The organism is Parasulfitobacter algicola (assembly GCF_013315265.1).
GTDB lineage: Bacteria > Pseudomonadota > Alphaproteobacteria > Rhodobacterales > Rhodobacteraceae > Parasulfitobacter > Parasulfitobacter algicola.
In genome coordinates this window covers 84,088-96,600 of record NZ_JABUFE010000007.1, presented here as the reverse complement: position 1 = coordinate 96,600, position 12,513 = coordinate 84,088, and the positions used below count along the sequence as shown (strand labels likewise).

Here is a 12,513-nt window from a genome sequence, read left to right as displayed (position 1 = left end):
ATTGGTAATCAGTTAGCCCTTTTTTAGAACCCGATTCCCCAGTGTTTCCGCAATTTGAACAGCATTAAGCGCGGCGCCCTTGCGTAAGTTGTCAGATACGCACCAAAGATTAATTCCGTTATCGATTGTGCTGTCTTGACGAACGCGGCTGATAAATGTCGCAAAATCGCCCACGCATTCGATAGGCGTGACATAGCCGCCGTCTTCGCGTTTATCGATCACCATTACGCCCGGCGCTTCACGCAAAATTTCGCGCGCTTCGTCTTCGTCCAGGAAATCTTCAAACTCGATATTAACCGCCTCAGAGTGTCCGACAAACACCGGAACCCGTACGCAGGTCGCTGTCACCTTGATCTTGGGGTCAACGATCTTCTTGGTCTCGGCCACCATTTTCCATTCTTCTTTAGTCTCGCCCGAGTCCATGAAGACATCGATATGTGGGATCACATTGAATGCAATCTGCTTGGTGAATGTCTTCGCAGGTTTGTCATCGACCGGGTTATAGATTGACTTGGTCTGGTTCCACAGCTCATCCATGCCGTCTTTGCCCGCGCCCGAAACGGATTGGTAAGTGCTGACCACAACCCGTTTGATCCGTGCGCGGTCATGCAATGGCTTTAGCGCCACGACCATCTGTGCGGTCGAACAGTTCGGGTTGGCGATGATGTTTTTCTTGGAATACCCCATGATTGCATCGGCGTTCACTTCTGGCACAATCAGCGGCACATCAGGATCATAACGGTAAAGCGACGAGTTATCGATCACCACACAACCGACTTTGGCCGCTTTGGGCGCATAGATTTTCGTGGCCTCTGACCCGATGGCAAAAAGGGCGATGTCCCACCCCGTAAAGTCAAATGCATCCAGATCGGTGGTCTTCAGAGTTTTGTCGCCAAAGCTGACCTCTGTGCCCAAAGACTTCCGGCTGGCCAGCACGGCGATCTCATCCACGGGAAACTGGCGTTCGGCCAGAATATTCAGCATTTCGCGGCCCACATTGCCTGTGGCGCCCGCGATGACGACTTTATAGCCCATCTGGGGTCTCCTTGTTTGCGCAAGGCTGCGTCATAAGGGGTTATGAGGGCAGGGGAAAGAGAAAACTGAGGATGAAGGGAGGGCGGACCACTTGGAGCACAGAGCTTTCGCCCGTTTCGCAAGACCTTACCCCACCGACCGTTGCGCGAGGTGGGGCCCCGGGGGCCCATGCGCACGCGGTTTTGTATATTTTGTACACGGGTTTTGTACATAAAGTTTTGTACAAAACTGTGATTCCAGATGAAAAATGGATGGATTTTGATCTGTCAACACGTGCGATGGGGCCAGATTTTGGTAAGAGGTGTAGGGATGTTAAGATTTATACGGGCGCTTTTATGGATCTCAGTTGGGATCGAGGCAGGAAGCGCAGCCCGCTCTTTTTTATCAGTTCTCGCTGGAGGATCACATCCCCCAAGACCACCTTCTGCGGTCGATTGATCGCTTGGTTGGTCTGACCAGCATCCGCGCGCATCTGGCGGATTTCTACAGTCACACAGGCCGCCCGCCGGTTGATCCAGAACGGCTGATCCAGATGCTGCTAGTGGGATATTGTTTTGGTATCCGGTCGAAGCGGCGGCTGTGCGAAGAGGTGCATTGAACCTGGCGTATCGCTGGTTCTGCCGTCTCGATCTGGCGGATCGGATCCCAGACCACTCGAGCTTTTCCAAGAACCGGCACGGTCGGTTCCGGGACAGCGATCTGTTGCGTCATGTGTTCGAGACAACCGTGGCGCACTGCATGAAAGAAGGTCTGGTCAGCGGCCAGGGGAGGTGCGTAATGCTAAGTGGGAAGAGTTCGATCTAACCGAAAAGGTCTGGTCGATCCCCGCCACCAAAATGAAAATGCGCCGCGACCATATTGTTCCGTTGCCAGATCAGGCGATTGCACTACTAGAACAGCTGCGCGCCATGAACAACAAAGGCGACTATTTGCTTCCATCCTTGCGCACATGGACGCGTCCGATGTCCGAAAACACCCTGAACGCCGCTTTACGCCGCATGGGGTATGCGGGTGATGAAATGACCGCCCACGGTTTCCGCGCTTCGTTCTCAACGCTGGCCAACAAAAGTGGCTTGTGGAACCCTGACGCTATCGAACATGCCTTGGCCCATGTTGAGAAAAACGAAGTGCGACGCGCTTACCTGACGTCTGCGATCGTGGTCGCAGCGAGCCTCGCAAGCAGGCTCTGTTCAATCTCTTCCATGACGGATGTGACTTTCCGATGTAGCGCGTGCTCAACCGAGCAATCCGGCTTTTGCTCATTAGCAGCGGTAGCAATCAGGCTCTCGTCCAACGCCAGATAGACGTCTGCCAGCGTGATCTGGTTCGGCTGACGGGCGAGGCGCCAACCGCCTGCATGTCCTTTTTCAGAGGTCAGCAAGCCCGCCTCTCGAAGCTTTCCGAGCACGCGCCGCACCACGACAGGGTTTGTGCCAGCATGTTCGGCGATATCAGCAGACGTACGAATCTTATCCGGATCGTCCGCCATATGACCGAGCGTATGCAGGGCAAGTAAAAGACGTGAATTGCGCTTCATACGTGATTTTTCTCCAAACAGGCCTAATCCGTAACTTTTGCAGTTGCATTAGTAAAGTAACTGCATAAGTTGCGTGATAAATTGGATCAGATTTGGAGCGCCTTATGACACACCAACGACTTCCCGTCACCGTTCTTTCAGGTTTTCTTGGTGCTGGAAAAACCACGCTCCTGAACCGCGTCTTGAACAATCGCGAGGGTCGTCGTGTCGCCGTCATCGTAAACGACATGTCTGAGGTCAATATCGACGCGGATCTGGTGCGAGCCGATACCGAGCTTAGTCGTACGGATGAGACGCTGGTTGAGATGTCGAATGGGTGCATTTGTTGCACGTTGCGGGATGATCTGTTGGATGAGGTGCGCAGGCTCGCCGCCGAAGGGCGCTTTGACTACCTGCTGATCGAATCCACTGGGATTTCCGAACCGCTGCCCGTCGCAGCAACGTTCGATTTCCGCGATGAGTTTGGTGACAGCCTGTCGGATGTTTCACGGCTCGATACGATGGTGACGGTGGTCGACGCGGTGAACCTGTTGAACGACTACGCCAGTCACGATTTCCTTCGGGACCGCGGCGAGACCTTGGGTGAAGAGGACGACCGGACACTGGTCAACCTGCTTGTCGAACAAATTGAATTTGCCGATGTGGTCATCCTGAACAAGATCACGGATGCGGGACCAGATCGAACAGATGCCGCGCGCAAGATCATTCGCAGCCTGAACGCCGACGCGAAGATCATCGAGACGGATCATTCAGAGGTCGCAGCCGAGGCCATTCTCGACACCGGGCTATTTGATTTCGAGAAGGCGCACGAGCACCCGATGTGGGCCAAGGAGTTGTACGGCTTTGCCGACCACACGCCCGAGACCGAGGAATATGGCGTCGCCTCTTTTGTTTATCGCGCGCGCCTGCCGTTCATCCCGGAGAATATCCTAAGCGTATTGAACGGTGACCTGCCCGGTGTGATCCGCGCCAAAGGTCATTTCTGGATCTCGACACGTCCCGGATGGGTCGCAGAGTTTTCACTTGCAGGAGCTTTGTCGAGCGTCAAACCGCTGGGAACGTGGTGGGCCTCTGTGCCGAAAGAGCGCTGGCCCGACCACGAAAGCGCGCGCTCGTATATGCAGCAGCATTGGCAGGACCCCTGGGGTGACCGGCGGCAGGAGCTTGTGTTTATCGGCGCTGGTATTGATTGGTCCGCCCTGAAGGCGCGACTTGATGCATGTTTGGTCCCTGCGGCTGCCGCGACCGGGCCAGACGACCTGCCGGACTACCCAGACCCGTTTCCGGTCTGGCGTCGGCAGGAGGCTGCGGCATGACGCTCGCGCGTACGCTGGTCGGGAATGCGGCGGCCGGCGTCGCGATTGCTGACAGGCCGGAAGACCTGAAGACATTTCTGCAACCCGGCAGTGCGGCGGTGATCTTGCGGAGGCAGCCAGAGCCTAAATTTCAGACCTGGATCGATAGGCTTGATCCATCGCGGCTGCCGCAAGGGCGCATTATCCTGCGTCCCAAGACCGTTCCATCTGCGGTGGTGGCGCTTTGCGACACGGCGTCGATGCCGGACTGCAACGAACGAGAACATCTGATTGGCGACATAAGCGCCTTGTCCGGGATTTTTGCCAAGCTGATGCGCAGCCCTTACCTGCGTCTTCGTCTTCAAGCGGTCACAACGAATGCCTGCCGCAAGTTTCATATCGATGCGATCACGGCGCGTCTCGTCTGCACCTACCGTGGTCCGGGCACGCAATATGGGATTTCAACCGATGGACGCGAGCCTGCACGCGTCTTTTCGGTGGCTACCGGTGCCCCAATCTTTCTGCGCGGAACTCTTTGGCCCGAAAACCCGGCCTCTAGCCTACTCCACCGCTCGCCGCCCATCGAAGGGACGGGGGAGACACGGCTTGTGCTGGTTCTGGATGCCGTCAACGACCCGGAGGATGAGATTTGACCCGAAACCTTGGATCGACCACCCTTCGCCGCAAACGCCGCTCTGCTGACCCTATGCGCAGCTATGACGCACTGCCTGCCCCGCTGCGTCACTGGTTGGCGCAGGCGACGCTACCATGGTCACCGACCTCCGTTCGGCGCATATGGCGCCGCGCCTGTGCAAAGGGCCTTAGCCCCGAAGAAGCAATAACCGTCTTGTCGCAAGTGGAAGCCCGCACCTTGGCGCACGACCGCTTTGCAAACACCAACCATCTGCCAACGAAGGTCTAAAGGAACCCGCATGCCGATATTCACCCGCCTTGCCGCTGCTGCGTTAATGACGCGGTAGCCGTGACCGGATGCGACATCGAATTGGCGCGGTATGTACTTGGTTAACTTGGCATCGACGACTTTGAGTGTGTTGAAACCGGGTTCGCCGATGAAGCCTTTGGTTTCGTCTGTGAAGGTGGGGTCTAGGGTAAAGTCTGTGACTTCGCCGAAGGGTTTATAGACGCTGGATTTGGCGGCAAAACCTGTATCGTCAGTGATCAGGCGCAGGGATCCAAGGTGGTCTGAGTGCAGGTTGTGGGTCTGGGTCCGGACCACGCCGCCGACTGTAGGCCTCGCGGATGGTGGTCAGCGGATAGCAGCCTTAGCCGAACCTCGCCCTGGATTGCCTTAAGTCACATCTGTTGATAGCTTGCGAACATTGAGTGAACAAAAGGGTATGCTAGGATGTTGGATCTCAAGGGAATTGCAGAAGAATTGGTCAGCGGCTGTCGTGAGGGGCGCGAGGCGGAAAACTTGGATAAGTTGTACGCAAAAGATGTGGTTTCGGTCGAAGCAATGGATTTCAGCGGGCAGGGTCGCGAGGTACACGGCATTGACGCGATCAAGGGTAAGCATGCGTGGTGGGCCGATAGTTTTGAAGTGCACAGCCAAAGCGTCGACGGTCCGTTTTTGCATGGTGACGCACAGTTTGCAGTGGTCTTTGACGTAGACTGCACAGAAAAGCAGTCAGGCAACCGAATGAAGACCCGCGAAGTTGGCGTTTATCATGTTGCGGACGGCAAAATCACGCGGGAAGAGTTCTTTTATTCCGACTGACCCTGTCTGGGTCGCGCGATCAGGATATCACATGGCGCGTCGCGCATCAGATCATTGGCCACACTGCCCAGGACAGCACGTAAGGTCCCCATTCGGCCATGCGCCCCGACACAAATCAGATGGGCGTCTGAGTGTAAGACCATGTTACACAAGGCAGGATAAACCGACCCTTGCACGATCTCGACAGGCTTCATTGTATCTGGCAGGCTTTCCCGACCGCGCCATGTTTTTTCGTTTTGGCGAGCCTCATTGATAAAAGCGGCGGCCAGGGCCTCGGCGCTTTGGTCGCCCGTGGCAAGACGGCCCTGATAGGGCACATGCACCACATGCAGAGTTTCGATAATAGCTTGCGGTGACAGTGTATGGGCCAGTTGAATAGCAGCCGTTGAGGCCGGTGAAAAATCAACAGCAGAAACGATTTTCTCATAGTCATGATCGGCTGCATCCTTGACCATCAGAACCGGGCAATCGGTTTGCCGGACAATACGTTGAACCGTCGTTTCGCGCAGTGAATCAAAAAAGGGCCGGGGCCGGTGAATGCCCATGACCAGCAAGTCAGCGTTCGTATTTACGGTTGTTTGCAGAATTTCGGTTGTTGGATCGCCTTGTTGAATGATGATGTCGTGATCCAGTGGCGTGTCTTGAACCGCGCCTGCAATCAGACGCTCAAGCGTTGTGCGGGCTTTGCCAACAAGCGGGTCGAGCATGTCGTCCGGCATCGCGTTATCCAGAACGCACAAGACTGTCAGCTTTGCCTGCTGTGTCTGTGCCAGCTTGATGGCGCGTCGCACAGCACGGTCTGATCTTGCAGAAAGATCGGTGGTTGCCATAATGTGTTTGATCATCATATCCCCCATTTTATGTCTGCCCTTTTATAAATATGTGGATGTCGGGGGCGATATGCAATTGCGTTTCCATGATACAGCAGTTCATTTGGGGTAAACGTTCATAAAACCGGGAGAAATATCATGGATTTGGGAATTGCAGGAAAAACCGCATTGGTGTGTGCCTCAAGCAAAGGATTGGGGTTGGGCTGCGCCGAGGCATTGGCCGAAGCAGGCGTGAACCTGATCATGAACGCCAGATCTGCAGGACCGTTGGATCAGGCAGCCGAAGATTTGCGCAATCGGTTTGATGTAGATGTCACCACAGTGGCCGTTGACATCACATCCGAAGATGGTCGCGATAAAGTGCTTCAGGCGGCAGGGTCCGTTGATATTCTGGTGAATAACGCCGGTGGCCCGCCCCCCGGATTATGGAGCGATTGGGATCGTGACGATTTCATCAAGGCGCTTGATGCGAATATGCTGACACCAATTGCGCTGATGAAGGCCGTGCTTCCAGCCATGATGGATCAGGGGTGGGGCAGGGTGGTGAACATCACCAGCCAGTCGGTCAAGGCCCCGGTCCCGGTGCTGGGTCTGTCAAATTCAGCGCGGGCCGGCCTGACTGGCTATGTCGCAGGCACGGCGCGACAAGTCGCTGAAAAAGGTGTTACGATTAATAATCTGTTGCCTGGAATTCATGCGACAGATCGTGCAGACGCATTGGATAAAGGCGTGGCAGATGCGCAGGGTATTTCGATGGACCAGGCCCGGCAGCAACGTTTTGCCACGATACCTGCCCATCGCTATGGCACACGGCAAGAATTTGGGGCGGCCTGCGCTTTTTTGTGTTCGCAGCATGCGGGTTTCATCGTGGCGCAGAATATTTTGCTGGATGGTGGGGCCGTCAACGCAACGCTTTAATTATGTAAAAAGGAGGCGCGCTGACGCGCGTCATTTCCTTTGTTTTGACGCACAAGCGCGGCGCGGTGCCTTTGGCAGCTGGACCATTAACCGGTAAAGTTTTTCAAATTACCGGTTGGCACCCGGCACCCAAAGCACGTCGTCTTTGCCGTCATTATTCGCAATACGGGCGGCCACAAAGAACCAGTCCGACAGTCTGTTCAGGTATTTGACGGCCGCGGGATTGATTGCCTCCATCGTGGCCAGTTCGACCGACAATCGTTCTGCCCGACGCGACACGGTTCGGCACAGATGCAGATGTGCAGCCAATGCTGATCCGCCGGGCAATATGAAGCTGCGCAAGGGTTCCAGCTTGTCGTTCATTACATCGATTTCGGTCTCAAGGCGCGTAACCTGCGCATCGCTGACACGCAGCGGTGGGTATTCAGACACGGCGTCTTTTTCCATGTCAGGGCGGCACAGATCAGCGCCCAAATCGAACAGATCGTTCTGAATTGCGGCCAGTCGGTCATCCAGATCGCCCTGAGTATGCAGCCGCGCCATGCCGACGGTCGAATTAGCCTCGTCCACCGTGCCATAGGCTGTCACACGCATCGAATGTTTGGCCACGCGTGCGCCATTGCCCAGTGCGGTTTCGCCCGCGTCACCGGTTTTGGTGTAAATCTTGTTCAGTACGACCATCAGTTGGCCCCCATATTGCGAAAAAAGACAAAAGCAACGATCAGGATTACCGCCACCAATTGCGCCCCAAGCCGATAGCGCATGACCTTGTTGGCGTGCTTTTGATTGAATTCACTGCCCTTGGCAAACCCGCCGATGCCAAAAGCCAGAATGCCCAGCACTATGAAACATGCGACAACGGCAAGAATAAGAAGAGGATCAGAGAACATCACGTTTCCTTTTTCGTTTCCCAGCATCTAGGTGGGTTGTGGGGAAAAGCCAATTTTCCTATAAAATCAAACGTGTTTTTGCACCTTTTTTCATCAAATCCAGTGCAGAAACGACTTTATGGCAGTGGTCTGGACCGTCCTGAAAGCAGTGTAGGATTAGAAAGTGCTGACTTATAATCGATTACAGATATAAATGGCCAGACTGCATAGTGTCCTGAGCAAAGGAAAGCCTTCGCTTTGTCTGTCGGCAGTGCATCCAGCGAAAAAATCCGCTGCCAGAATGATTTCTTAATTCGCAAAGATGGATCCCATCCTGGCAGATAAAGGTCGGGCCATTTGTATTCCAAACTACTGTGCAAAAATAAGATCCAGCGTATACATGCGCGTTTTTGATCGCTCGGCATAGCATATCGACCCTTTAAATGGTGTGTTTTGAAGTCATCATAAAATAGCCAAGCGGTATCCCATATGGCGTCAATTGCTCGGTCATGTGTCGTCGGCATCTGATTTTCAAAATCATCATTGGTAATTTTACCGTTCAGAAAGTTTCTGAAAATCTGCGCAGCTTCGCGGCGCGCTTTTATGTCTAAGGTGTCAATCTGGTCCATACATAGTCTCCGATTACGTATATTACCCCTTCGACAAAAGCCAATCCAGCCCTGACGTCGGCAAAATCCGTCGCGCGATACCCATCGCATAGGTTGGCGTGGTCACATAGTACCTTGCGCGGGGACGGGGGGCCTCAAGCGCGTAGATCAGTTTTTTCGTGACGGCTGACGGGGGCAACTCGAACTTGTCGGGCGTATTTTCCTTGTAAAGTCGTTTGATCAGTTTGTTACGATACTGGTCGGCGCGGGCGGAATTTTCCCAGTCGATCCATTTTTCAAAATGGCCAATCGCATTGATCCGGAATTTCGTGGTAATAGGCCCAGGTTCGATCAGACTGATGTGGATCGGTGTGTCGCGCATTTCGACGCGCAGGGTATCGGTCAGCCCTTCAAGCGCGAATTTTGTGGAATTATACGCCCCCCGCCAAGGGGCCGCGACAAAGCCCAGAACGGATGAACAGTTCACGATCCGCCCTTCGCCCTGTTTACGCATCACCGGAATGACCGCACGGGTCAGATCGTGCCAGCCAAAGACGTTGGCCTCAAATATCGCGCGCAGGGCATCGCGAGGTAAATCTTCGACCGCTCCGGGGCAGGCATATGCGCCGTTGTTGAACAACGCCTCAAGCCGTCCGCCTGTGGCGTTCAGTACCCGCTCTAGCGCGGGTTTAATTGTTTTTTCGTCCGCGTAATCGATCAGGACAGTTTCCAATCCTTCTTCGCGCAACCGGTCGCAATCGACCTGTTTGCGGCAACTGGCAAATACTCGCCAGCCATGCGCTTTCAGCCCGTGGGCGGCATCATAACCGATGCCGGACGAACACCCGGTGATCAGGATGGATTTTGTCATATCACTGCCTCGCACTTGTTACCGCGTCCGCTATGCCAAGCTGCGTAGTGATGCGCAATGGTCAAGTCGTAAATCCCGCCCCTTGTGTACACATGGCGGCGCTCTAAGCACAAAATGACCAAACCTGCTTTGAATTTCTTTACCTGGCCGATTCAGCCCGCTACACAGCATCTATGTCCGATTTGACCGATGACCCCAAGATGAACCCCTCTGAAGTGTCCGAGCCGCTGCGCCGTGCCATTGGCGAACGCTATCTGACCTATGCGCTGTCCACGATCATGCATCGTGCCTTGCCCGATGCCCGTGATGGTCTGAAACCGGTCCATCGTCGCATTCTTTACGGTATGCACCAGATGAAGTTAGCGGCTGGATCAAGCCATCGCAAAAGTGCTGGTGTCGTGGGGGAAGTCATGGGGAAATATCATCCCCATGGCGACGGGGCGATCTATGATGCGATGGCCCGCCTGGCCCAAGATTTCAACATCCGCTATCCGCTGGTTAACGGGCAGGGCAACTTTGGCAATATTGATGGCGATAATCCGGCGGCCATGCGATATACCGAAGCGCGCATGACGATCGCGGCCGAGGCGCTGCTTGAGGGTTTAAGCGAAAACGCGGTCGACTTCCGAGATAATTATGATGGTCGCGAACAGGAACCCGTTGTTTTGCCTGCCAGTTTTCCGAACCTTCTGGCCAACGGATCATCGGGTATCGCTGTGGGCATGGCCACCAACATCCCGCCCCATAACATAGAGGAGTTGTGCAATGCCTGCCTGCATCTGATCAAATCCCCAGATGCGCGTGATGATACTTTGATGAACCATGTACCGGGGCCTGATTTCCCCACCGGTGGCATCATTGTCGAGCCACGCGAAAATATCCTTGAGGCTTACCGTACCGGGCGCGGATCGTTTCGTCTGCGCAGCACGTGGCAGACCGAAGATCTGGGTCGTGGCCAATGGCAGATAGTCATCACCGAAATCCCCTATCAGGTGCAAAAATCCCGCTTGATCGAAAAGATTGCCGAGCTGATCCAGACCAAGAAAATCCCGATCCTGGCCGATGTGCGCGACGAATCCGCCGATGACATCCGGCTTATCCTGGAACCTAAATCCAAGAATGTTGATCCTGATGTGCTGATGGGCATGATGTTCCGCAGCAGCGATCTTGAAGTCCGCTTTAGCTTGAACATGAACGTTCTGATCGATGGCCGCACCCCCAAAGTCTGCAGTCTGAAAGAGGTGCTGCGCGCGTTTCTGGATCATCGCCGCGATGTCCTGATCCGTCGCAGTCAGCACCGTTTGGACAAGATTGATCACCGGCTTGAGGTGCTGGAAGGCTATATCATCGCCTTCCTCAATCTTGACCGCGTGATCGAAATTATCCGGACCGAGGATGAACCAAAGCCCATCATGATGGTCGAGTTTGAGCTGACTGATGTGCAGGCCGAGGCGATCTTGAACATGCGTCTGCGCAGTCTGCGTCGGCTTGAAGAAATGGAGCTGCGCCGCGAACGTGACGGGCTGATGGCCGAACGTGTCGACCTGCAGGATCTTCTGGCCAGCGAAGACCTGCAATGGGCCCGTATCTCTGATCAACTACGCGAGACCCGCAAAAAGTTTGGCAAAGAATACGAGGATGGCGCACGTCGTACCCAATTCGCCGAGGCACAAGAAACCCCCGATGTCCCGATCGAGGCGATGATCGACCGTGAACCCATCACGGTTGTCTGTTCGAAAATGGGTTGGGTTCGCGCGATGAAGGGCCATATCGCGCTGGATCAAGAGCTAAAGTTCAAAGACGGTGACGAAGGCCGTTTTGCCTTTCATGCCGAAACCACAGACCGCCTGCTGGTCTTTGGCGCGAACGGGCGCTTTTATACCATTACTGCGGCAAACCTGCCCGGCGGGCGCGGTATGGGCGAACCTCTGCGCCTGATGATCGACCTACCAAATGACGCCGAGATTATCGATTTCTTTATCCACAAACCCGGTCGCAAGCTGCTGGTTGCCTCAAGCGTGGGGGATGGGTTTATCGTGCCTGAAGACGATGTCATTGCCCAGACCCGCAGCGGAAAACAGGTGCTGAACGTTCGGGGTGAGACCCGTGCGCAGCTTGTCAAACCTGTTACAGGCGACCATATCGCTTGTGTTGGCGAAAACCGCAAAATGTTGGTTTTTGAACTTTCTGAACTGCCTGAAATGGGTCGTGGTAAGGGTGTTAGGTTGCAAAAGTATAAGGACGGTGGACTGTCTGATGCGGCAACTTTTGTGCTGGAAGAAGGTCTAAGCTGGAAAGACCCCGCTGGTCGTACGCGCACGGAAACCGAATTAGCCGAATGGATCGCCAAACGCGCCGCTGCGGGTCGCATGGCCCCCCGCGGCTTTCCAAGGGATAATAAGTTTACCTAAAAACGCAGTGCGCTTTTTTAAGCAGCGTATCCCCTGATGGATTTTTGAAACGGAATAATGATCATGAAAATCGGATGTGAATGCGGTGCTGTCATCGTTGATCAGACAGATTACCTGGCGAACAAAGGATACATATTCGGCGACAAAGATTGGTTCAATTTTTGGGATATCGTTGACGATGCGATTGAAAACCCCTCTGACAAAGAGACACGAGAGGAAGCTGCAATGAGGGTCCGGAAAAGCCAGCCGACGCGTTTGATTTGGGAATGTCGGCAGTGCGGGCGTTTATATCTGGACGATCAAAATCACGACTTGGTTCAATATGTTCCTGCCAATAAGAAGTGTAACGATATACTTGATCGATAGGATAAATTTACATCCGACAATTTTAGCAGGTTCAA

The 12,513-nt window shown here is 54.4% G+C and carries 14 protein-coding genes and 2 pseudogenes; 9 read left to right on the top strand and 7 right to left on the bottom strand.

Annotated elements, in window-relative coordinates:
• Positions 1–12 precede the first annotated feature (12 nt).
• The gene (locus HRQ87_RS12585; RefSeq protein WP_174138791.1) at positions 13–1,035 is read right to left on the bottom strand and encodes an aspartate-semialdehyde dehydrogenase; all 1,023 of its coding nucleotides are present in this window, start codon (positions 1,033–1,035) and stop codon (positions 13–15) included.
• Positions 1,036–1,381: 346 nt separating this feature from the next.
• On the opposite strand from HRQ87_RS12585, the pseudogene HRQ87_RS12580 reads away from it, so the two are divergent.
• Positions 1,382–1,812 (top strand): annotated as a pseudogene (locus tag HRQ87_RS12580) (transposase); the annotation flags it as partial.
• A pseudogene (locus tag HRQ87_RS12575) lies at positions 1,806–2,126 on the top strand (tyrosine-type recombinase/integrase); the annotation flags it as partial. The pseudogenes HRQ87_RS12580 and HRQ87_RS12575, both read left to right, overlap by 7 nt.
• Before the next feature lie 47 nt (positions 2,127–2,173).
• On the opposite strand, the gene HRQ87_RS12570 reads toward HRQ87_RS12575, so the two are convergent.
• On the bottom strand, positions 2,174–2,572 hold the full coding sequence (locus tag HRQ87_RS12570; RefSeq protein ID WP_174138790.1) for an RrF2 family transcriptional regulator: 399 nt from the start codon (positions 2,570–2,572) through the stop codon (positions 2,174–2,176).
• Positions 2,573–2,676: 104 nt separating this feature from the next.
• Here HRQ87_RS12570 and HRQ87_RS12565 point away from each other — a divergent pair, with 104 nt between their 5' ends.
• The 4 genes from HRQ87_RS12565 to HRQ87_RS12550 all read left to right on the top strand — a co-directional run bounded on the left by HRQ87_RS12565 (position 2,677) and on the right by HRQ87_RS12550 (position 5,605).
• Positions 2,677–3,888 (top strand): GTP-binding protein, encoded by a 1,212-nt coding sequence (locus HRQ87_RS12565; RefSeq protein ID WP_174138789.1) that lies wholly within the window; start codon positions 2,677–2,679, stop codon positions 3,886–3,888.
• The gene (locus HRQ87_RS12560; protein ID WP_174138788.1) at positions 3,885–4,520 is read left to right on the top strand and encodes a DUF1826 domain-containing protein; all 636 of its coding nucleotides are present in this window, start codon (positions 3,885–3,887) and stop codon (positions 4,518–4,520) included. The genes HRQ87_RS12565 and HRQ87_RS12560 overlap by 4 nt, the downstream gene beginning before the upstream one ends.
• Entirely contained in the window at positions 4,517–4,789 is a 273-nt protein-coding gene (locus tag HRQ87_RS12555; RefSeq protein WP_174138787.1) for a DUF6525 family protein, read from the top strand. Before HRQ87_RS12560 ends, HRQ87_RS12555 begins: the two co-directional genes overlap by 4 nt.
• A 444-nt stretch (positions 4,790–5,233) precedes the next feature.
• The gene (locus tag HRQ87_RS12550; protein ID WP_343035263.1) at positions 5,234–5,605 is read left to right on the top strand and encodes a SnoaL-like domain-containing protein; all 372 of its coding nucleotides are present in this window, start codon (positions 5,234–5,236) and stop codon (positions 5,603–5,605) included.
• On the opposite strand, the gene HRQ87_RS12545 is transcribed toward HRQ87_RS12550, so the two are convergent.
• Positions 5,593–6,450 carry a universal stress protein gene (locus HRQ87_RS12545; protein ID WP_174138786.1) on the bottom strand — a complete coding sequence of 286 codons (858 nt, stop codon included), beginning with the start codon at positions 6,448–6,450 and terminating at the stop codon, positions 5,593–5,595. The genes HRQ87_RS12550 and HRQ87_RS12545 overlap by 13 nt on opposite strands.
• Positions 6,451–6,573: 123 nt before the next feature.
• On the opposite strand from HRQ87_RS12545, the gene HRQ87_RS12540 reads away from it, so the two are divergent.
• The gene (locus HRQ87_RS12540) at positions 6,574–7,353 is read left to right on the top strand and encodes an SDR family oxidoreductase (RefSeq protein ID WP_174138785.1); all 780 of its coding nucleotides are present in this window, start codon (positions 6,574–6,576) and stop codon (positions 7,351–7,353) included.
• Positions 7,354–7,461: 108 nt separating this feature from the next.
• On the opposite strand, the gene HRQ87_RS12535 is transcribed toward HRQ87_RS12540, so the two are convergent.
• The 4 genes from HRQ87_RS12535 to HRQ87_RS12520 form a co-directional block, all read right to left on the bottom strand.
• On the bottom strand, positions 7,462–8,034 hold the full coding sequence (locus tag HRQ87_RS12535) for a cob(I)yrinic acid a,c-diamide adenosyltransferase (protein WP_174138784.1): 573 nt from the start codon (positions 8,032–8,034) through the stop codon (positions 7,462–7,464).
• The gene (locus HRQ87_RS12530; RefSeq protein WP_174138783.1) at positions 8,034–8,243 is read right to left on the bottom strand and encodes a twin transmembrane helix small protein; all 210 of its coding nucleotides are present in this window, start codon (positions 8,241–8,243) and stop codon (positions 8,034–8,036) included. Before HRQ87_RS12530 ends, HRQ87_RS12535 begins: the two co-directional genes overlap by 1 nt.
• Before the next feature lie 116 nt (positions 8,244–8,359).
• On the bottom strand, positions 8,360–8,851 hold the full coding sequence (locus tag HRQ87_RS12525; protein WP_174138782.1) for a hypothetical protein: 492 nt from the start codon (positions 8,849–8,851) through the stop codon (positions 8,360–8,362).
• Between the two features lie 22 nt (positions 8,852–8,873).
• Positions 8,874–9,701 carry an SDR family oxidoreductase gene (locus tag HRQ87_RS12520; protein ID WP_174138781.1) on the bottom strand — a complete coding sequence of 276 codons (828 nt, stop codon included), beginning with the start codon at positions 9,699–9,701 and terminating at the stop codon, positions 8,874–8,876.
• 173 nt (positions 9,702–9,874) lie between these two features.
• Here HRQ87_RS12520 and parC point away from each other — a divergent pair, with 173 nt between their 5' ends.
• Both parC and HRQ87_RS12510 read left to right on the top strand, forming a co-directional pair.
• Positions 9,875–12,112: a DNA topoisomerase IV subunit A gene (gene parC / locus HRQ87_RS12515; RefSeq protein WP_174138780.1), complete on the top strand. Its 2,238-nt coding sequence runs from the start codon at positions 9,875–9,877 to the stop codon at positions 12,110–12,112.
• 57 nt (positions 12,113–12,169) lie between these two features.
• Positions 12,170–12,478, top strand: coding sequence for a hypothetical protein (locus HRQ87_RS12510; protein WP_174138779.1), 309 nt, complete (start codon positions 12,170–12,172; stop codon positions 12,476–12,478).
• Positions 12,479–12,513: the final 35 nt, after the last annotated feature.